The 21,439-nt window shown below is 37.7% G+C and carries 24 protein-coding genes; 2 read left to right on the top strand and 22 right to left on the bottom strand.

What is annotated here, in order from left to right:
* Positions 1-64: 64 nt before the first annotated feature.
* Entirely contained in the window at positions 65-1,702 is a 1,638-nt protein-coding gene (locus AC27FM_RS09025; RefSeq protein ID WP_487087625.1) for a DAK2 domain-containing protein, read from the bottom strand.
* 66 nt (positions 1,703-1,768) lie between these two features.
* Complete coding sequence (locus AC27FM_RS09020; protein ID WP_025024042.1) at positions 1,769-2,137, bottom strand: Asp23/Gls24 family envelope stress response protein; 369 nt, start codon at positions 2,135-2,137, stop codon at positions 1,769-1,771.
* Positions 2,138-2,314: 177 nt separating this feature from the next.
* On the opposite strand from AC27FM_RS09020, the gene rpmB reads away from it, so the two are divergent.
* Positions 2,315-2,500 (top strand): 50S ribosomal protein L28, encoded by a 186-nt coding sequence (rpmB, locus tag AC27FM_RS09015; RefSeq protein WP_010019437.1) that lies wholly within the window; start codon positions 2,315-2,317, stop codon positions 2,498-2,500.
* Positions 2,501-2,596: 96 nt separating this feature from the next.
* Here rpmB and AC27FM_RS09010 read toward each other — a convergent pair whose 3' ends face one another.
* The 10 genes from AC27FM_RS09010 to gmk all read right to left on the bottom strand — a co-directional run bounded on the left by AC27FM_RS09010 (position 2,597) and on the right by gmk (position 13,239).
* Positions 2,597-3,256 carry a thiamine diphosphokinase gene (locus tag AC27FM_RS09010; protein ID WP_487087511.1) on the bottom strand — a complete coding sequence of 220 codons (660 nt, stop codon included), beginning with the start codon at positions 3,254-3,256 and terminating at the stop codon, positions 2,597-2,599.
* A gap of 1 nt (position 3,257) precedes the next feature.
* Positions 3,258-3,926 (bottom strand): ribulose-phosphate 3-epimerase, encoded by a 669-nt coding sequence (rpe, locus tag AC27FM_RS09005; RefSeq protein ID WP_487087509.1) that lies wholly within the window; start codon positions 3,924-3,926, stop codon positions 3,258-3,260.
* A gap of 21 nt (positions 3,927-3,947) precedes the next feature.
* Positions 3,948-4,838 carry a ribosome small subunit-dependent GTPase A gene (rsgA, locus tag AC27FM_RS09000; protein ID WP_487087507.1) on the bottom strand — a complete coding sequence of 297 codons (891 nt, stop codon included), beginning with the start codon at positions 4,836-4,838 and terminating at the stop codon, positions 3,948-3,950.
* A 1-nt stretch (position 4,839) separates the two neighbouring features.
* Positions 4,840-6,780, bottom strand: coding sequence for a Stk1 family PASTA domain-containing Ser/Thr kinase (gene pknB / locus AC27FM_RS08995; RefSeq protein WP_487087505.1), 1,941 nt, complete (start codon positions 6,778-6,780; stop codon positions 4,840-4,842).
* A complete protein-coding gene (locus AC27FM_RS08990) occupies positions 6,781-7,524 on the bottom strand; it encodes a Stp1/IreP family PP2C-type Ser/Thr phosphatase (protein ID WP_487087502.1) in 744 nt (247 codons plus the stop codon).
* A gap of 19 nt (positions 7,525-7,543) precedes the next feature.
* Positions 7,544-8,869 carry a 16S rRNA (cytosine(967)-C(5))-methyltransferase RsmB gene (gene rsmB / locus AC27FM_RS08985; RefSeq protein ID WP_487087500.1) on the bottom strand — a complete coding sequence of 442 codons (1,326 nt, stop codon included), beginning with the start codon at positions 8,867-8,869 and terminating at the stop codon, positions 7,544-7,546.
* Complete coding sequence (fmt, locus tag AC27FM_RS08980) at positions 8,859-9,815, bottom strand: methionyl-tRNA formyltransferase (protein ID WP_487087498.1); 957 nt, start codon at positions 9,813-9,815, stop codon at positions 8,859-8,861. Before fmt ends, rsmB begins: the two co-directional genes overlap by 11 nt.
* A gap of 46 nt (positions 9,816-9,861) precedes the next feature.
* The gene (gene priA / locus AC27FM_RS08975) at positions 9,862-12,276 is read right to left on the bottom strand and encodes a primosomal protein N' (protein ID WP_487087496.1); all 2,415 of its coding nucleotides are present in this window, start codon (positions 12,274-12,276) and stop codon (positions 9,862-9,864) included.
* A 92-nt stretch (positions 12,277-12,368) separates the two neighbouring features.
* On the bottom strand, positions 12,369-12,623 hold the full coding sequence (gene rpoZ / locus AC27FM_RS08970; protein ID WP_487087494.1) for a DNA-directed RNA polymerase subunit omega: 255 nt from the start codon (positions 12,621-12,623) through the stop codon (positions 12,369-12,371).
* A 4-nt stretch (positions 12,624-12,627) separates the two neighbouring features.
* Complete coding sequence (gmk, locus tag AC27FM_RS08965; RefSeq protein WP_487087492.1) at positions 12,628-13,239, bottom strand: guanylate kinase; 612 nt, start codon at positions 13,237-13,239, stop codon at positions 12,628-12,630.
* A 176-nt stretch (positions 13,240-13,415) separates the two neighbouring features.
* Here gmk and AC27FM_RS08960 point away from each other — a divergent pair, with 176 nt between their 5' ends.
* Positions 13,416-13,733: a hypothetical protein gene (locus tag AC27FM_RS08960; protein WP_487087490.1), complete on the top strand. Its 318-nt coding sequence runs from the start codon at positions 13,416-13,418 to the stop codon at positions 13,731-13,733.
* Here the strand turns inward: AC27FM_RS08960 and recN are convergent.
* The 10 genes from recN to rpmA form a co-directional block, all read right to left on the bottom strand.
* Positions 13,725-15,422, bottom strand: a complete 1,698-nt coding sequence (gene recN, locus AC27FM_RS08955; RefSeq protein WP_487087488.1) for a DNA repair protein RecN — start codon at positions 15,420-15,422, stop codon at positions 13,725-13,727. The two genes, AC27FM_RS08960 and recN, sit on opposite strands and share 9 nt — an antisense overlap.
* A gap of 12 nt (positions 15,423-15,434) precedes the next feature.
* Positions 15,435-16,259, bottom strand: a complete 825-nt coding sequence (locus AC27FM_RS08950; protein ID WP_487087486.1) for a TlyA family RNA methyltransferase — start codon at positions 16,257-16,259, stop codon at positions 15,435-15,437.
* A gap of 10 nt (positions 16,260-16,269) precedes the next feature.
* On the bottom strand, positions 16,270-17,118 hold the full coding sequence (locus AC27FM_RS08945; RefSeq protein WP_487087484.1) for a polyprenyl synthetase family protein: 849 nt from the start codon (positions 17,116-17,118) through the stop codon (positions 16,270-16,272).
* A gap of 2 nt (positions 17,119-17,120) precedes the next feature.
* A complete protein-coding gene (locus AC27FM_RS08940; RefSeq protein WP_487087482.1) occupies positions 17,121-17,357 on the bottom strand; it encodes an exodeoxyribonuclease VII small subunit in 237 nt (78 codons plus the stop codon).
* Complete coding sequence (gene xseA / locus AC27FM_RS08935) at positions 17,350-18,708, bottom strand: exodeoxyribonuclease VII large subunit (protein WP_487087480.1); 1,359 nt, start codon at positions 18,706-18,708, stop codon at positions 17,350-17,352. The genes AC27FM_RS08940 and xseA overlap by 8 nt, the downstream gene beginning before the upstream one ends.
* Positions 18,692-19,558 carry a bifunctional 5,10-methylenetetrahydrofolate dehydrogenase/5,10-methenyltetrahydrofolate cyclohydrolase gene (locus AC27FM_RS08930; RefSeq protein ID WP_487087478.1) on the bottom strand — a complete coding sequence of 289 codons (867 nt, stop codon included), beginning with the start codon at positions 19,556-19,558 and terminating at the stop codon, positions 18,692-18,694. The genes xseA and AC27FM_RS08930 overlap by 17 nt, the downstream gene beginning before the upstream one ends.
* A 43-nt stretch (positions 19,559-19,601) precedes the next feature.
* Positions 19,602-20,009, bottom strand: a complete 408-nt coding sequence (gene nusB / locus AC27FM_RS08925) for a transcription antitermination factor NusB (protein WP_487087476.1) — start codon at positions 20,007-20,009, stop codon at positions 19,602-19,604.
* A 5-nt stretch (positions 20,010-20,014) separates the two neighbouring features.
* A complete protein-coding gene (locus AC27FM_RS08920; protein WP_487087474.1) occupies positions 20,015-20,434 on the bottom strand; it encodes an Asp23/Gls24 family envelope stress response protein in 420 nt (139 codons plus the stop codon).
* 23 nt (positions 20,435-20,457) lie between these two features.
* Complete coding sequence (gene efp / locus AC27FM_RS08915; RefSeq protein ID WP_487087472.1) at positions 20,458-21,021, bottom strand: elongation factor P; 564 nt, start codon at positions 21,019-21,021, stop codon at positions 20,458-20,460.
* Between the two features lie 140 nt (positions 21,022-21,161).
* Positions 21,162-21,434, bottom strand: a complete 273-nt coding sequence (gene rpmA, locus AC27FM_RS08910; RefSeq protein WP_487087470.1) for a 50S ribosomal protein L27 — start codon at positions 21,432-21,434, stop codon at positions 21,162-21,164.
* Positions 21,435-21,439: the final 5 nt, after the last annotated feature.

Below are 21,439 nucleotides of genomic sequence, written 5' to 3'. Positions count from 1 at the left end.
CCCTCCTTGATACAAAAAAGAGACTAGTACAATTCCCAGCCTCATTTTGTTAGATAATTTTTGATTATTCAACTGCGATCATGTATGGGTATACTGGTTGATCACCTTGATGAATTTCTGTTTCCAAATCGGCATAGTTTTCATCCAAGTAGTCAGCAAATTTCTGAGCATCTTCAAGATTACCATCTTCACCGACCAAAATAGTGATAACTTCACTATCATCATCGATCATCTTATCTAGCATCTTTTCAGTTCCAGAAATTATGTCAGCATCATCCACTAAGATATTACCGTCAACGATACCCATGTAATGGCCCTTTGTGATCTTCAATCCATCGATCTCAGTATCACGAATTGCTTGGGTTATTTGACCACTCTTAACTGTGTCAAGTGAGTCTTCCATGTTGTCCTTATTATCGTCTAAGTCCGCTTCTGGGTTGAATGACAACATAGCAGTCATACCTTGAGAAATGGTCTTAGATGCCACGATAGCAACTGGAATATTAACTAATTCAGCCGCTTGCTTAGCAGCCATAACAATATTTCCATTGTTTGGCAAAATCAAAGCACGTTTAGCATTGGCACTGTTGATGGCATCAACAATATCGTTAGTAGATGGATTCATAGTTTGTCCACCACTAATAATATTAGTTACACCAAGGCTTTGGAATAGTTTTGATAAGCCTTCACCAGAAGAAACTGCGATCACTGCATAATCAACAGGTTGTTTGCTGTTATTGGCAGTGGCTGTCTCTCCCTCATCCTCAACAATTGTTTCATGTTGAATTTTCATATTGTCGATTTTGATTTTTGTTAAGGCACCGAATTTTCTTCCTGCTGCCCAGACCTTTCGTGGATAATTTGTATGAACGTGAACCTTAACAACCTCATCGTCAGATACGACTAATAGAGAATCACCGATCTCACTCAAATAATTGCGAAACTTATCGTAATCGAACTTTTCATCAGAAGTTGGGTCTTCACCTAATTCAACCATCATTTCAGTACAATAACCATTTTCGATCTCATCAGTATTGAATTGACCTTGTGCTGACTGATGATGAGTGGCATTGATCATTTCGTTCATTTCTGTTTCGTCAGGTGTATATTCTTCGTCACTAGCTTCTCCGGACAATCCTTCAAGAAAGCCTTCGTAAATAAAGACTAGTCCTTGTCCACCAGAATCCACTACTCCAACTTCTTTCAAAACTGGAAGTAGTGAAGGTGTCTTCTCAAGACCGACTTTGGCTCCTTTAACGACCGCTTTCATAACTTCCACGGCATCTTTAGTCTGTTTCGACTTTTCGATACCAGCTTCCGCACCAAAACGAGCGACAGTCAAAATAGTACCTTCGACAGGCTTCATAACCGCTTTATAAGCAGTTTTGACACCATCATCAAAGGCCTTTGCCAGATCATCTGAATTCAAAGTTTCTTTTGATTCGATACTTTTAGAAAATCCTCTAAACAATTGCGAAGTAATAACACCTGAATTACCACGTGCTCCCATTAGCAGGCCCTTAGCGAGCGCTTTGCCTAATGTTCCGACATGTGTACTCTCAGATTCATTTACGGCCTTAAATCCGCTTTGAACGGTCAAGCTCATATTCGTTCCAGTATCGCCATCTGGTACCGGAAAGACGTTTAGTGAATTAACGAATTTTGCATTTTTCTCAAGTCTGTGTGAAGCCACACGGATCATATCGGAAAATTCATTTTTGGTAATAAGTTCTTTGCTCAAAAGTTTCCCCTCCAACTAGCGTAATACCTATTTAATGTCATCTAGAACCTTGATTCCTTGAACATACACATTAACAGTGCCAGCTGGCGTTCCAAGCATTGTTTCTAGGTTGTATTTTACTTTTTCTTTTAAATTCTTAGCAACTTCAGATATCTTGATTCCATATCCAACGATTATGTAGACATCAACGGCAATCTTATCATCTTCTTGATGAATTACCACTCCACGAGAGAAATCTTCACGATTTAAGATCGTATTCATTCCATCACGTAGTTGATTTTTACTTGCCATACCTACAATCCCGTAGATATCCAATGCGGCACCGCCAACAATTGTTGAAACGGTGTTAGTCGATACATCAATTTCACCATGTTTTGTTTTTATTGTAACTGCCATTTAGGATCCTCCTATCTTGGATCAGACTATCATAAACATTAAAATTCTATCATAGCAAGTTTTTGAATTAAAGATTTATGACACATTATTATTCAACTATTGTTTTTATTTTGAGTTTATGGTAAATTAGTCAGGTGATATTTTAAAGAAAACATGTAGCCAAAGGAGGTCGGTCCCATGGCAAAAGATATTATTACAGGCCGTAAGACAGTGTTTGGTAACAAACGTTCTCACGCTCTTAATCAATCAAAACGTTCTTGGAAGCCAAACTTGCAAAAAGTTCGTATCATGGTTGATGGTAAGCCTAAACGCGTTTGGGTTTCAGCTAGAGCTTTGAAGTCAGGAAAAGTTACTAGAGTATAATTATATATATCATAATAATTAACTAAAAAAGACTAGCAATTCGTTGCTAGTTTTTTTTGTGTTCAAAAATAAAAGAAGCTCTATTAAGAGCTCCTCCTACTTCTGATCTTTAGATTGTATAACAGCAATTATCCCACTCTCAAAGCCAAAGTTAATAGTATCATCAACAAATTCATTACTAGCCCAACTAACTGGGTGCATCGCAGTGAAATCGTCCAACTTGTACTTGGCATCAATAATATTAAAGTGAGTTACGGGTCCCAGATTGACGAATCCCACATACTTCATCCCTTGTTCGTGATAAATAGTATATCTACCCGGTCTGAAGAACCTGATGGTATTGGTAGCTGCCTTAAAATACAACTTATCGTAAAAACTTAAAAATCTCTTATCATACGGTAAAAATAAATTAACTAGGAAATGATCTATCCGACCACCCGTCGCACCATAAATATAGTACTCAGATGCGTTAAATTTTTCTTTTGCCGCTAAAATACATAATTGTGAATCAGTATCGTCTTTTTCAGGAGGAAATTTCTTGAAATCATGAATATTCTCCTTCAAAAGTCTCTGTTCTTTTTTGTTGATCGAATCAAAATCACCAATAGCGATTTCTGGTAACACACCATGAGAAATTAAATATAAGCTCCCTCGATCTGCTCCGACCCATGGCCCCGGAATCGCCTTAATACTCTTTGACAACTCATCAGGATATTCACTCTTTGGTCCGCCCAACAAAATATTTACTCGTTTCATTTTATTCTTCCGTTAATTTTTTGAGGGTGTTAACACGGTCTTGAAAACCATCTTGACCGTTGAATAAATATGAACCAGCAACAAAAATATCAGCACCAGCCTTTGAGCATTGAGCAATAGTCTCGTCATTGATCCCACCGTCAACCTCGATCTCGAACTTATCATCGGCTGAAGTCTGACGAAGTTGATCCAATCTTTGGATTTTCTTTATCATTCCTGGAATGAACTTTTGTCCACCAAATCCAGGATTAACCGTCATGACTAAAATTTGGTCGATGATAGGGAATAATTCCTTTACGTTCTCTAGAGGTGTACCGGGATTGACAACGACACCGGCTTTTGCACCTAAGCTCTTGGCAAGCTCGATCGAACGATAAATGTGCTTAGTACTTTCAGTATGAATCATCACAGTATCAGCCCCAGCTTCAACGATCGGCTTGATATACTCATCAGGATTATCAATCATCAAATGAACGTCTAATGGCTTGTCTGTAACACGTCTCATCCCTGCCACGATACTTGGACTAAATGACATGTTAGGAACAAAATGTCCATCCATAATATCGATATGGAATAAGTCGGCTCCAGCGGCTTCAGCCATCTTAACGTCGCGTTCTAGGTTCATAATATCTGCTGATAAGATTGATGGTGCAATTTTTTTTGTTGTCATATAACCACTCCTCAAATTTCCTTAATATCTTTTTTTGTAAGAATTTATTTCATTTAAAAAATACAGATAATTGTCATAACGACTCTTCATAATCGTTCCGTCGGCAACTTTTTCTTTGACTACACATCCCGGTTCATTAACGTGATTACAACCACGAAACTTACAACCGCTACTGAATTCAACAAATTCTGGGAACAATGTTGGCAATTCTTCTTTTTCGATACTGATCAGTTCGATTGAAGAAAAGCCCGGTGTATCTGCAACTAATCCATCGGAAATCTCAAATAATGAAACTTGTCTCGTCGTATGTTTACCACGATTAAGTGTCTGCGAAATTGCCGCAGTTGCTAAGCCTAATTCTGGATCGATGTGATTGAGCAAAGTTGATTTACCAGCACCTGATTGTCCAGTAAAGACCGTTACCTTGTCAGCGAAGTGTCCCTTCAAACGAGATACTTGTTCTGAATTATAAGCGTCACGATCAGTAAAAACGACATAACCGGCACGATGATAGCCATCAAAAATTTGTTTCAGTTCTTGATACTTCTCATCGTCTAATAAGTCAGTTTTAGTCAAATAAATCAGTGGTTCAATACCATTATGTTCGATGTTTACTAAAATTTTGTCCAATAAGTTACTGGAAAAATTCGGTTCAACGGATGATGTAACGGCGATAGCCTGATCTACATTTGCGATTGGTGGACGAACTAAACTATTCGTCCTCGGTAATATCTCCAATATATAGCCTAAGTCCCCATTGAAATCGTAGTGGACAAAATCGCCTACAACTGGTTTGATCCCGCGTTTACGAAAGTTTCCTCGTGCTCTAGTACGAATTAATTCATGGCTTTCTTGATCCAAAACATCATAGAATCCGCTGATCGATTTGATAATTCTTCCTGTTTTTTCCATATTACCCACTTACTGAACCAGACAGGATTTGTTTACCATCACGTTCGATGTTATAAGTACCCGTCTGTCCACTCTTTAGATTAAACACTAAGGTTTGATTTGTATCCTGCGTAATTCCCAATGACTTGTAGACAGTATTGATATTGTGCGTTGCATCAGAAATATAAATAGTTATCGTATTATTGTTACTACTAGAATCAAATGGTATCGTTACATCTTTAGTGACCGTCTTGGTCTCTGACGAGTTATCTTCATCATCGTTTTGGTTATTTTTTGAATCGGCATCTGGATCCTTACCTTTAGAGATGACTACCGCCAACGCACCACCTTGGCTAATAACACTACCAGCTTCAGGGTTTTGACTGATCATAACGCCTTCTTCAATTGTATCAGAATAGGCGTAACTTACATTCAATGTTGCTCCGATCTCACTGGCATAGTCTTGAATACTCTTGAGATTGTATCCTGACAGATCACGTATTTTTGTTACTTTGTGTTTCACGGTCGGTGTCTTCGCAACTGTCAAAGTTAATTTCTTATTCTTTGACACAACCTTTTTGCCAGCCTTGATACTCTGCTTGGTGATTACTCCCGATTCATACTCGTCAGTAGCAACACGCCTGATAGTGACGTCAAAGCCTCGCTTCTTCAAGTTATCCGACACGTCATCATATTCTTTACCGATCAGCTTCGGCATCTTATAGTAGGTTGCGCCCAAACTCATGACTAGATTTACTTTTGCATTGTTCTTGAGTTTGAGCCCTTTTGCCGGAATTGACTTGATAACGTGACCTACTTCGACCTCATCGTTGTTTTCCTTTGAGATCGTACCAACTTGTAGATTAGAACCTCTGAGCATCACATCAGCCTGCTTGACTGTCAGATTTTGTAAATCAGGAACGGTAGTTTCCTCATTACCTTTTACTATCATGAAGACTAGGAACAACACTAACGCTAATGGAATCAACGATGCCAGAATGATATTCCGCCGCCGGTTGTTCTTCTTGTGTTGAGGTACATTTTCGTCTTCATCATTATTGATCGGTTCAATGACCTTGGTTTCGTCTAAATCATTTAGCGGTTGAGGAATGAACTTAGTTTCATGCTCACGTTCTGGTAACAAGCATGTACTCAGATCATCTCGCATCTCTCTAACTGATTGATATCTCTGCTCTGGATCTTTCGCTGTTGCCTTTAAAACAGCATTCTCCAGCGGTTGGGGAATGTTGGGGTCAATTGCCTTCAGATCAGGTATATCTTCCTTAGAATGCTTGAGAGCGACTGACACGGCAGTATCGCCTGTGAATGGCACATGCTGAGTCAATAACTCAAATAAAATAATCCCTAAAGCGTAAATATCCGACAGGGCGGTCGCCGAATTACCTCTGATCTGTTCCGGGGACATATAGTGTACTGAGCCTAACAGTGAATTAGTTCTTGTTATTGAACGATCACTTAACGCCAACGCAATACCAAAGTCAGATACTTTCACTTGGATCGGATCTTTTGAAGTGTCGACCAGAATATTCTCAGGTTTCAAGTCCCGATGAATAATTCCATGATCATGTGCATCTGCCACCGCCAGACATATTTGTTCCATGATATCAACGACTTCATGATACGGGATCGGAAAATGTGTTTTTATATATTTTTTTAAGTTAGGACCGTCAACATATTCGATTATGATATATTGCAATCCGTTATCATTGCCTACGTCTAATACGTTAACAATATTAGGATTTGAGAGACCACTAGTAGCCTTGGCTTCACGTCCAAATCTCCTTTTGACAGATTCGTCATCTTGAAGATCATATCTTAAAGCTTTTACTGCAACTTTACGATTCAGTTTGGTGTCATTAGCTAAATAAACATTAGCCATTCCACCTTCACCAAGAGTACCTAGGATCCGATAACGACCACCAACTAGGTAACCTTTGTCCATCTACTCTTTACCCCCATTTCCTGAGGCAAAAAGCAAGGCTGTGATATTATCTCGACCGCCTGCTTGATTAGCTTTATCAATCAAAATATGGCACTTGGCTTCCAAGCCTATTTTTTGCGAGAGTACGGATTTTATTTCGTCATCTGGAACCATATTAGTCAATCCATCAGTACACAGTAAGATGATCGAATCATCAATGACATCAAAATTCTTAACTCTAGGTTGAACTGTCTGTGACACACCTAGCGTCTGTGTAATGATATTTTTTTGAGGATGATTCTCGGCCTCCTCTGGACTGATCTGCCCTGTCTCTAAGAGTTCGTGAACAAGCGAATGATCAACACTGAGTTGATCCAAATCACCGTCATGATAAATATAGCAACGAGAATCACCGACATTAACAACCATCATTTTTGTCCCTACAAAAAAGACTCCGACCATGGTTGTACCCATTCCGTTCAAGTCATCAAATTGATTTGAAACAGAAACGATGCGGTCATTTTCCTTACTTATTTCTTTTAGGATCCATTCTCGCAGATTCTCTAAATCAGAAATCTCTGATTCTTCAAAATTATGTCCCAAATGAGACACGGCCATGTCAGATGCAACATCGCCCCCACGATGTCCACCCATACCATCAGCTACGATTCCGAAGACGATCCCTTTTTTATTTTTAAAGACATTGACATAATCTTGATTGTTTTCTCGCAATTTTCCTACATCAGTTAATAATGCATAGTCCATATTTCTAAACCTTACCTCATTATTTTTTTCGTCTAAATGCGGCTACAAAAAATCCATCTGTGAAGTAATCACTAGGTAGCAATTTCAAGACACCATCATTTACATTTTTATCAAGAGATTTTTCATGTTTAACAGGAACTAATTCATAATTTTCATGTGCATCCAAGAACTTCATAACTACATCTTCATTCTCTTCTGCATCGAAAGTACAAGTGCTGAATACTAACTGCCCACCAACTTTTAACAAACCAGTGATACTATCCAAAATAGAGAGTTGTATCCGTTGAAGATTCATTATATCTTCAGGTTCTCTAAAATATTTCAGTTCTGGTTTACGGCGAATAAGGCCTAGACCAGAGCATGGTGCATCCACTAGGATTCGATCGAATTTCTCATCGAATTCATCTTTTGCCTTCCTAGCATCAAGCGCTCTTGTTTTTATTATATCGCCGTATCCTAATCTTTGACCATTTTCTAGAATTAATTTTGTTTTTCGCTTATGAATATCTAACGCCATGACTGAACCGGTTTTTAAATAACTAGCAATATGAGTCGTCTTACCACCCGGTGCAGCACAAGTATCCAATACTTTGTCATCTGGTTGAACTTCCAAAGCCGGTGCTACCATCATTGAACTTTCATCTTGTATAGTGAACAATCCTTCACGGAATTCCTCAGTATCTACTAAATTTCCACTCTGACAAGTCAATCCGACTGGTGAAATAGCACTAGCTTTCATTTCAAATCCTTGAGCAGACAAACGTTCTGATAATTCTTCTGGCGTGGTCTTGTTGATATTAACCCGAATCGAAATATGTGAAGGCTCATTGATGGTATTCAATATTTCCTTGGTCTTATTCAATCCTTGTTGTTTAACGAGCAATTCAACTAACCACTCAGGGATACTATAACGAATACTCATCGACTTAACGCTATCGTCCTCAGGAATCGGACGGACACCGTGGCGTTGATAGTTTCTTAAAACCGCTGTGATTAAATTACCTAATCCTTGATTGCCTCTACGCTTAGCAATTTCAACTGACTCATTAAGAATCGCATGATCAGGAATCTTATCCAAGTATTGCATCTGATAAATGGCAGTCATCAGTAGTATTCTGACCCAATGATCCAAATTCTTGCCTGTGATATAAGGTTGCAATTGATATTCAAGTGTCATTTTGTGTTGTAAAACACCATAAACGATATTTGTCATCAATCTAGAATCAGGATCCGACAAGTCGGCATTTTTCAAAATATTATTTATTTCAATATTGGAATATGCTTTGTTTTGTAAAACTCTAGTTAATGTTTCTACTGCTAAATCTCGTGGATTATTATTTATCATTTACTTCGACCACTCTTTGCCCTTTTTCTAGATTCTTGCCCATTCCATTGATGTAATTGGCAATATCCATAATTTTTTTGCCGGCTGGTTGAATTTTCTTGATCGACAATCCCTTACCATCCCCAGCAACTACTATTAGTTTTTTCTTAGAAATATCAAATATCGTTCCTGCAGCTTGATCCGTCGAAATATCTACTACTTGGCTACCATAAAACTTAGTCCTCTGACCATTAAAGGTAGACCATGCACCGGGATCTGGACTTAGCGCACGGATGTGATCAAAAATCTGTTCAGCACCCTGGCTGAAATCTAATTGTTCTTGTTCTTTTGAAATCGTTGGTGAGAAAACCACTTTGGACTCATCTTGTTCGATCGGATGAATGTCACCACTTAAAATCTTCGGAATAGTATCCAATAACAAACCTTGACCAACAACAGCTAACTTTTCAAACAATGATCCGTTGTCATCGGTAGGTTCAATCGAAAGCTTTTCTTGGCTGATGATGTCTCCAGCATCCATGGCCTTGACCATATACATTATGGTTACGCCTGTCTCCTTGTCTCCATTGAGTAGAGAGTATTGGATCGGTGCCCCACCACGATACCTCGGTAATAACGAACCGTGTACATTTATTGCTGCAACTTTTGCGGAATCCAAGAATCTCGTAGGTAAAAATTGACCATATGCAGCAGTGATTATCAAATCTGCATTAAGTTCGATCAATTCAGCTATTTCTGGACTACCGGGTAGTTTCTCCGGTTGATACAACTTAATATTTTCATCTTCTGCGATCAACTTAACTGGGCTCTTTTGTAACTTTTGTTTACGACCAACTGGCTTATCTGGTTGAGTGACGACGGCAATAACGTTGTAATCTTCTCTCAATAATCCCTTCAAAACCGTTGCGGCGAATTCTGGTGTTCCTAAAAATATAACATTCGTCATTTATTAATCCTCACTTTATTAACATTAATCCATCATTGATCTTTCATTAATCAATATGTTGCGGTTCGTTATCGATTGCGATAGTGAATCCTTTTTTTGTATCCGCCTGTGTATCGTTCAAAATATCTAATAATTTTTGATGCAATTGCGGTTCATTCTTATATTTTACAATAATTTGATAATAATATTTATTTTGTTTACGAGAAATCATCGTTGGACTAGGTCCTAACAAAATAGCTTGCTCTGACAAAGCTGATTGTAATTGACGTTTCAGCCAATAACACTGTTTCAATGCCTGTCCTTCATCTTGATGTGCGACACTCACTAATGTTGTGAAGTAGTAAGGCGTGTAATTAGATTGATGACGCAAGTACATCTCTTGTTTATAGAAGGTTTCATAGTCTTGAATAGCGGCATCTCTGATCGCATAATGATCTGGATTATACGTTTGGATAATGACATGTCCTTCTTTATCAGCTCGACCAGCTCGACCACTGACTTGTGTTAATAATTGAAATGTCCTCTCACTGGCACGATAGTCCGAAATACTCAAAGTCGTATCCGCATTAATAACTCCGACTAACGTAACGTTTGGAAAATCTAGACCCTTAGCAATCATTTGTGTTCCTAACAAGATATCAGCTTTGTGCTCACCAAAAGCTTTGATAATTTTAGCATGTGCTCCTTTTCGTCTCGTTGTATCAACATCCATCCTCAAGACGCGTGCATCTGGCAATAAATCATTCAATTGTTGTTCAATGTTTTGAGTCCCGGTTCCATAAAAACCGATTTTTTTGCTGTGGCAATTGGGACAAAATTGGGGCACGGGTTCTTCATGACCACAATAATGACATTTCATTCGCGATAAGTCTTTGTGATAGGTCAGCGACACATCACAGTTAGGACATTTAAGAGTCAATCCGCATTCTCGACACATCATAAATGACGAGTAACCGCGACGATTAAGTAATATGATAGCTTGCTCATTGCGCTTGACGGCACGATACAAATTATCTTGTAACAGCGGTGAGATATCACCTTTGACAGCAGAATTTTCAGCATCTCGCATATCAATTATTTGAACATGTGGTAACGGATGATCATTAACACGCTTCGTCATATGAATCATTTGATAAACACCCTTTTGGGCTCGCGCACGAGATTCAAGACTGGGCGTTGCGCTACCTAATACAACTGGGCATTTATGTTGCTTAGCGCGCCACAACGCAACATCACGTGCATGATAACGGGGATTGTCATCTTGCTTATAACTTGCTTCATGCTCTTCATCAATAATGATCAGACCGATATTCTTTAGTGGAGCGAAAACAGCGCTACGAGCACCAACAACGACTTTTACACTACCATTTTCAATTCGAGTCCACTCGTCATAACGCTCACCACTGGATAATCCACTATGTAGCACAGCTACTTTGTCACCAAATCTACCAGTAACACGATTGACCATCTGTGGCGTCAGAGATATTTCAGGCACTAACATCAAAGCTGATCGTCCTTGGTTCAAGGCCCGTTCTATTGATTGTAGATAGACCTCTGTTTTACCACTGCCTGTCACACCCTCAATCAAAAAAGTTTCAGCCTGTGACTCATCGATTGCAGTAGTTATTTGATTAACAGCTTGTTGCTGTTCATCAGTTAAATCTAAATTTACAGTTTTATCTGCGATGATACCGGTAGGTTTACGACGCTTGGTAATTTCAATCACTTTTAAGATATCGTTTTTTTCAGCTGTCTTAATTGTTGATCTAGAAATATCTTCGGTATTCTCCACCTCACTCATTTCAATTGGTAGATTATCAATATTATCAATCAAATAATTAACTAACTTTAATTGTGACTTAGCATTACTACGTAAGTTGTTTCTTTTTTCACGCAATTGAATTGGATTCAATTCTGTAGTGATAGCCTGTCGCTTCAATTGTCTAGCTTGATTCTCAACTACGTAATTAATTTCAATTTTATTCTGGCGTCTCAATCGATTGATCAAACGAATCGTTTCATCTGGCATCTCAGACTTAACTTCTAAGGCATCTTCGTCACCTAACAATTCACGTACCTCTTGGTCATTAGCATATTCTGTTATCGGTTCAACAAATTGCTTATACTTAGCCCTCATCACACTGGGCAACATAGTCTGTAAGCAAGATATTTGAAATGAATACGTTTGGTCAGCGAGCCAATAAGATAGATCCAACATTTCTGGTGTCAAAACGGGCCTCAAATCAATCACTCTGCTGATTGGTTTTAATTTTCCAGAAAAGTTACTCGTGTCTTTTGTTTTCATCACGAAACCTTGGATCTTTCGTTTACCACGACCAAATGGCACTTCAACTCGCATGCCAGGTACGATGATATCCAGTAATTGTTCGGGGATCGCATATTCAAATGGCCGATTTGTTTGCATAGTTGGAACATCTACAATTACTTCTGCAACTGACATAACTTTTCACCACCATTTCTCAATTTGTAAACTTAACCTAATAATAAAAAATCCTCCACTATTATCTTGTCGACAATCAGTGAAGGAAATGATTATTCTTCTTCTTTTTTCTCTTCTTCAATCTTTTCTGCTTCTTTTTCAAGCAAGATTGAATCTGGATCGATCTCAATTTTGTCATCAGCAATTTCTTCAAACGCTTTACCAATAGTTCTTGGTGATTCGTACTTGCTTAACAATTCAATGTCACCATTTTCTAATTCATGAGCTCTTTTGGCTGCTAAAACAGCTAATGAGTAACGTGAGTCCACTCTATCTAATAATTTATCAATTGATGGATAAATAATCATACTATCATTCTCCTATTATTTTTTTGTATTTATCAATTACACGTGGCACTCTTAAGTGTTCACTTCTAATTATACCTTCGATTTTTTTGACTGCATTAGGTATTTTATCATTAACTACGGCATAGTCATAGTTTGACATCATTTCAATTTCTCTTTTTGCTTGTTCCATACGTTTATCGATCGTATTAACATCATCTGTTCCGCGATGTGTGATTCGACGACGTAAACTAGGAAGATCTGGTGGTGTTAAGAAAATAAAAACACCATCAGGCATTTTTTCTCGAACTTGCATGGCACCATTAACTTCGATTTCAAGTAAAACATCAGTTCCAGCATCTAATTTTTCATTTACATACTTCAATGGTGTTCCATAATAATGGTCAACGTACTTGGCATATTCCAACATTCCATCATTAGCGATTTCTTCTTCGAACTCTTCATTTGTTCGGAAATAATAATCAACCCCATCAACTTCTCCAGGTCGCATATTACGAGTAGTCATCGAGACTGAGTAATCAAATCTGATCGACGACTTCTTTAACATAGCTTTTCTAACAGTTCCTTTACCCACACCGGAAGGACCTGACAATACGATTAACATTCCCCTTGTTGACATTTAACTATCCCTACTTATCTATATTATGATATCTATAATGCAATAGATTTATTGTGTTTTCAAGGCTTTGCGGCATTCGGAAGAAAAAATAATTAAGAAAAATTAAAATATGGTTGCTTAAACGAACAGGGGTTCGTATAATAAAGACACAAACAAGTGTTCGGGGGGTTCCAAATATGCAAGTAAAACAATCACATGCCAACAATACATTAGCCAAAACAATCCTTTCCAATACTGCTACATTCATTGATAAGAATTTTGATTTTAAACTAGGATACACACACCTCAAGCAAATGCCCTTTAAGCAACTCGATATCTTCGCTGAACAAAGTTTCGATAAACAATATTCTATTATTGTAACTATGGTAAACGATGAACAGTATCATGGCAAGCTGATAAGACGAATCAATCAAAATAAATATATTTTAGAAATAAATAATTCATTCTTCAAAATTGTCGAATTAAACCAAATAAAATCTATCAATCTAGTCTAATCTTTTTTGTTCGCCTTGTGCAAGTTCAAGTAATTCTTGCGCATGTTCTTTGGTTAGATCAGTCACCTTAGTACCGGCCAGCATCAATGATATTGCATCTATTCTTTCATGATCACTAAGTAACGAAACTGAAGTACTAGTTTTGTTCTTAGTGATCTTTTTTTCGATTTGGAATTGACGATCACTCATTGCAGCAACTTGTGGCAGGTGTGTGATACATAGCACTTGGACAGCTTGAGCTACTCGATAGATCTTATCTCCAATGGCTTGTGCCACACGGCCACTCACTCCGGTGTCGATTTCATCAAAAATAATAGTTTCGACATTCATTTTTTCAGCGATGATGGCTTCAAAAGCTAAAATCACACGAGATAACTCACCACCAGACGCAACTTTAGCAAGTGGTTTAAAGTCCTCACCAATGTTGGTCTTCAGATTGAATCTGATTTGATCGATACCCTTTTCTGTGATTGCAGTCTCGTCCAAAGTCTTGAATCCAACATCGAATCTTGCATTTTTCATATACAATTCTTTGAGTTGGTAATTGATCGCCTTCTCAAGCCCAGTAGCAACCTGATGACGTTCATCGGATAACTGCTTACCGAGTTGCATCAATTGATCTTGTTCATCTTGAATCTCTTGGATCAATCTGGCTTCAGTGGAATCATCGATATCTATTTTGGACAACTCATCATAAGCGTTAACACCGAATTCAATGACTTCATCCAAAGTCGGACCGTATTTCTTTTTTAAATTGTCTAGTACTATCAATCGTTTTTGGATGTCATCTAAGCGACTCTCATCAAAGTCTAAGCCTTCCAGTTGATCGGAAATTGTCGACATGTCATCTTGAATCTGATAATACGCACCATTGATAGAATCATAGAGTTCCTTATATACCTTGTCATAACCACTAATATCGTCTAACTGTTCGCGGACGTTACCCAGCGCATCGACGACCCCGATATTGTTTTCCGACAAAACTCGATAACTTTCTTGCAATGAACTACTGATTTTTTCAAAATTAGCAAGATGATTTTTCTCCTCTTCGAGATCGTCATCCTCACCCTTCTTGATTTGTGTACTATCAATCTCTTCAGTCTGAAATTTCAACATGTCAATTCTTTGAGCTAAATTTTGTGAATCCTTTTGGATTGCACGAAGTCTAGCTTTTTTTGCTTGATAATCTTCAAATAGATCACGGTAGTTTATCAACATTTCGGTCAACTTGTCATCCGCAAATCTATCTAAAATATCAATGTGATTATCCTCGTCCAGTAATTCTTGTTGTTGATTTTGGCCGTGAATCTCAACTAAGTACTTGCCAACTTCTTTCAAAGTTGCAGTATTCACGAGCTCATCGTTTAACCGACAAACATTGCGACCTTTCCGATTGATCTCGCGCTTAATGATAATAGACTTATCTGCATGATCGACCCCATACTTATCCAAAACGTCAAAAATAGGACTATTCGCCTTTACCTCAAATAATCCTTGCACCTTTAAACTGTCTTGGCCAGTACGAATAAAATCAACTGATGATCTGCTTCCCACTAACAATCCTAAAGCATCAATAATGATAGATTTACCCGCACCGGTCTCACCCGTCAAAGCCGTCATTCCGTTTTTAAAATTAATTTGTAACTCACTAATAATAGCAAAATTATTAATTATTAATTCTTTCAGCATTTATATTTTCACCTATTTGTTCAAACTTGAATAAGCAGCTTCCATAGTATCACTAATCGAAACGTTGTCTAAAATTTTGCCCTCTTGGCCATCTTCTGGTTTTTGAATGTGCATCAAGAATTCAATATTTCCTTCTCCACCTTTGATAGGTGAAAAATCTAACCCTTTAACGATAAAACCTGTCTCCTTTGCGAAGCTCAAGATCTTTTCTAAGACCATTTGATGAACCTTGTGATCACGAACAATTCCATGCTTACCAACATTCTCTGGTCCAGCTTCAAATTGTGGCTTGATCAAACAGGCAGCCTCAGATCCGGGTACGATGATATTGAACATGGGTGGCAAAATCAATTCCAAAGAAATAAACGAAACATCGGTCATCGCAAATTGTGGTAAGCCTTCATGAAAATCTTCAGGTTTACTGTATCGGAAATTTACTCGTTCCATGACGACGACTCTATCATCACTTCTGAGTTTCCATGCTAATTGATTGTAGCCAACATCTAAGGCGTAAACTAACTTAGCACCATTTTGCAATGCTACATCAGTGAATCCACCAGTTGATGAACCGATATCCAGACAGATTTTATCAGTTAGATCAATACCAAATGACTCAACGGCCTTTTCTAATTTATAACCACCACGGCTGACATACTTACTGTGTGCACCTTGAACAACGTGCAGAATCGTGTCAGAATCGATTTTTTCGCCCGGTTTATCAAAACGCAAATTATCCTGGTTGTATACTTCACCTGCCATAATTGAACGTTTAGCTTGTTCACGTGATTCAAATAAATTTTGCTCGACTAATAAAACATCTACTCTTTTTTTTGCCAATCGATTTCACCTAATCCTTAAAATAATTCAAAAAGCTTACCATTAAATTTTTATCGAATTTTTCCTCTTTTAATACTGCATTGAATGCATCTTTTACTAAACTGTTCAATTTTTCTTCTGTCGCATCCTTACCGATCAAGTTAGGAAAAGTATTCTTATCAGCATCTTCAGTGCTACCTAAGTCATCTAAATCATCTTTTACCTGAAATGCTAATCCTACATTATTAGCATATTCCACTAGATTAGTTGACAGATCATGGTCTGCACAAAATGCTCCAATCGTAATTGCTGCAGTGATTAGATCGGCGGTCTTTTGTTTATGAAGTTTAGTAAGTTCGTCTTCGTTCAACTGACGATTTTCTTTGGTGATATCAGTCATTTGACCAGCAACCATGCCCATTGGTCCGGCATTGTGAGCTAATATTCTTACGGCCGCCATTCGCTTGCTAGTGTCAAGATTTGACTTTGCGATCCAATAAAATGCTTGCGTCAACAAGCCGTCACCGGCTAAAACAGCTGGACCCACACCAAATTTTTTGTGGTTAGACAGTTGACCACGACGATAATCATCATTATCCATTTCCGGTAAATCATCATGAATCAGTGAATATGTATGTATCAATTCAATCGCACCAGCGATGTCGTAATAATCTGATAATTTATCCAGTTGAATCCCACACGAATATACGACCGCCAACATCAACATTGGTCGAACTCTCTTACCACCGGCGTTTAATGAATAAAGCATTGCATCTCTTAAAGTAGACTGTTTGATTTCAGAAGTTAATTTGTTAGTTAAAAATTCATTGAAATCTGGTAAAACCTTTTCATGAAATTCTTTAAAGTCCTTAATATCCATTATTATTCGTTACCTTCAGTCTTATCTTCAAGTGGCTGTTCAGATCCATCTTCCTGCATGATCTTGGTAACAGTACTTTCGGCGTTATTCAACGTTTTCTCGAGACTTTTACTCAAGGCTACGCCTTTTTTAAATTTCTCCATTGCTTCTTCCAGTGGAACATTACCTGATTCCAGATTTGTAACAATTTGTTCTAAATCCGCCAAGTTTTCCTCAAATGTCTTCTTTTTCTCAGCCATTATTATCCTCACTTATTTCTTTAGTTACTAAACTAACAGTCCCGTCAATTACTTTCAAATTAACCTTATTATTAATTTTATAATCACTTATTTGTCCTAAAATTTTATCATTATCATCGGTCGGAATTGCATAACCACGACTTAAAGTCTTCAATGGGCTTAGCGAATCCAGCGCGGCCACTTTGTTACCGAATAAATTTCTTTTACTATTGATAAGCTGTCTAACAGACGTCCACATTCGTTGATCCAAATTTTTAACCGTAGTATCAAAATAATGAAGTTGCTCTCTAGGTGAATTCCTGACTAATTTATTCTCAACGTCATATAGTCCTTGCTTAGAGGTACTTATTGTCGTCGACATGGACTGTTTCAGCCTATTAGATAGACTGTCCACTTTTTGGAGATATACCTCGTAGATACGCTCAGGATGCTGTAAAAAGACATTTTGGGAATAATTAGTTACTTGATCACGATAGTTTTGAATTATTTGATTTTGAGCATTGTACATTCGCATATTCAAATCTTGAAGGTGAAGTAACACATCTCTTAACACTGGAGTCGCTAATTCGGCTGCAGCGGTGGGTGTGGCTGCACGTAGGTCGGCAACCATATCGGCAATTGTCGTATCAGTCTCATGACCTACTGAAGATATCACTGGTATCTGACTAGATACGATCGCCTGCGCAACTATTTCTTCATTAAAAGGCCATAAGTCTTCGATCGAACCACCACCACGACCGATGATGATCGTGTCAAAGTTTCCCATCTCGTTGATACGCTTTAATTGACCCACGATAGTTTTGGCAGCATTATCACCTTGTACTTGCGCCGGAAACAAAACTAATTGGACGATAGGATAGCGTCGTTGGGCAGTTGTCATAATATCGTGAATTACTGCTCCTGATTGGCTAGTAACTACTGCAATACGCTTAGGGAATTGTGGTATTTCTTTTTTTGGTAAATCAAATACACCTTGTTGAGCCAACTTTTTCTTCAACTGTTCCAACGCTAAATACAAGGCACCCAATCCATCAGGTTCCATTGAATCAACGTATATCTGATATGTACCACTAGTTTCATAGAGTGAAATCCTACCTCTGACAAGGACTTTCATCCCTTCTTCTGGTACGAATTTAACTTTACTAAAAGCTGACTTAAACATGATCGCAGATATTTTTGAATTGTTGTCTTTTAGTGAAAAATATTGATGTGAGTTAGGCCGCGGGCGGTAATTAGATATTTCGCCCATCAAATAGACGTGTCCCAAATAAGGATCAACGTCAAATTTTCTTTTTAAATATTGCGTCAGTGCAGTAACTGTTAAATATTGTGAATTATCCTTTTGATCCATTTATTCTTTTTGCTCTTTCTTCGGCTAATACAATTGTCATATCCATCAAAGAGGTAATTGTCATCGGTCCAACGCCACCAGGCACGGGCGTAATCATGCTGACCTTATCTTGAACATTATCAAAGTCAACATCACCGCATAATTTACCGTCTTCATCACGATTCATACCAACATCGACAACGATTGCACCCTTCTTGATATAATTTCGCTTAATAAATTTGGGAACGCCGATCGCCACTACCACGACATCGGCTCTACTTGCAATTTCAGGTAAATTCTTAGTGAAGATATGTGAGATCGTTACGGTTGCGTTACGCTCTAATAATAAGGCAGCGACTGGTTTACCAACTATATTACTTCTGCCGATCACTAACGCGTTCTTACCCTTTAATCTGACATTGTAATAATCCAACATTTTGATAATACCATCAGCTGTTGCTGGTTTTATCGTCGAATCACCGATCCATAAATTACCCACATTGATTGGAGAAAATCCATCAACGTCTTTTTTCGGATCAATCGCTTGAATGACTTTGTCTTCATCGATTTGATCTGGCAAAGGTAATTGTACTATAAATCCATCTATATTATCATCATGATTTAATTCATCAATTTTATTCAATAACTCAGTCTCAGTCACAGATTCATCATAATGGAACAATTGAAAATTAAAACCCAATCGTTCGGCGCGACGTTTTTTATTTCTAACGTACACAGTGCTAGCACTATTCTCTCCGACAAATATTACCGCTAGTCCGGGAATGATATTTTCTTTTTTCAATGCTTCGACGCGCTTACCCATCGACTCATCTAAGGCTGCTGCTACTACTTTTCCGTCTAATAATTTCATTTATAATTCACCATATAAAAAGACTGGTCAAAAAGACCAGCCTTTACCCTTCAACAAAGTTAGATAGAATTCCATTTATGAAAGCCTTTGAATCTTTATCGCCATACTCACCAGCAAGTTCAATAGCTTCATCAATTGCAACTTTTTTAGGAACTTCTAGGCTATTTTCCATTTCAAACAAACCGATGCGCAAAATTGATCGATCAATTCTGGATAAACGTCCAATAGTCCATTTGTTCTTCAAATATTTAGATATTTGTGTATCTAATTCATCTTGCTTTTCAATGGTTCCAGAAACTAAGAAGTTCAAATAATCAGGCACATTTTGCTCCGCTAAGTCTGACAGTTCCATTACTGACGCAATAGCTGTGTCTGGATCATCTTTAGTAGTCTCAGTGGAAAAAAGAGTTTGAACAGCAAGTTCTCTTATCTCATGTCTATTTATACTCACTTGTATTATTCCTTTTTATCCGTTGTTACACGTTCTACTTCGCCAGATTCTTTCTTAGCGATCAAGCCTACAACATGCACGTTGATTTCTTTTAAATCTAAATCGGTCATGAATTCAAGTTGTTCAATGGCTGACTTTTGAATTTCCAATGATACTTTAGGAATTGATACGCCATATTCTAAATAGACAAATACATCCGCAGAAATCTTGTCATCATCAAAAACTACATCAACACCCTTACCATGGTTGATTCTACCAAAAAGTGAATCAACTATGTTGGAAAGTGTCCCACGCATTTCATAGACACCTTCTACTTGGTTAGTGGCAATGCCTAAAAGGATCTCAATAACTTGATGTGAGATTTCAACACTACCTTTTACTTTTCCACTATCTTGTTGTAGAGAAACATATTTTTGTTCAGCCATAAACTTATCTCCATAATCAAAAATTAGTTGGCACGTGAAATATATGTACCATCTGTTGTATTAATTGTTAACATATCACCTTCGCTGACGAAGAATGGTACTTGAACAACGACACCAGTTTCCATAGTAGCTGGTTTTGAACCACCTGATTGTGTATCACCCTTGATTGAAGCTTCTGTAGATTCAACCTTTAAATCAACTGTATTAGGAAGATCAACACCAAGTGTTTCACCACCATACATTAACACGTTTACTTCCATATTTTCTTTCAAATACTTCAATTGTTCAGTAATTTGCTCTTGTGGAAGTGATAGTTGTTCGTAAGTGTTCATATCCATAAATACGTGGTTTGTACCATCCGCATATAGATATTGCATTTTCTTGTTTTCAATTGTTGCTTTTTCAACTTTGGCAGTTGATCTAAAAGTCATTTCTTGAACAGCACCTGTTCTCAAGTTCTTTAACTTAGAACGAACAAACGCACTACCCTTACCTGGTTTAACGTGTTGAAATTCGATAACACGCCAGATTCCATCTTTAACTTCAATAGTCAAGCCGTTCTTAAAATCATTAACTGAAATTGACATTTTTATTCTCCTCGATTGATTAAACGTTTAAAAAACACTTTATACATTATCTTACCAATATTTCTCTATTGATGGCAATATTTCTAGCCAATTATATAAAAAAAAGAGGACATTGTCCTCTTTCAAGTAAGATATAAGAATTAGTATACAGAAACTTTCTTTCTATCTTTGCCAAGTCTTTCAAACTTAACAACACCATCTTTAAGTGCGAACAATGTATCGTCGCCACCGCGGCCAACACCTTCACCTGGATGAATCTTTGTTCCACGTTGTCTGTAGATAATTGAACCTGTTGATACAGATTGTCCATCAGCACGTTTTGCACCTAATCTACGACCAGCTGAATCACGGCCGTTAGAAGTTGATCCACCACCCTTATGGTGAGAGAAAAATTGTAAATTCATTTTAAGCATGAGAT

The sequence above is a fragment of the Companilactobacillus sp. y65-5 genome, assembly GCF_057541095.1.
Note: the sequence above shows the minus strand (reverse complement) of the source record. Positions and strands in the feature narration are given on the sequence as shown.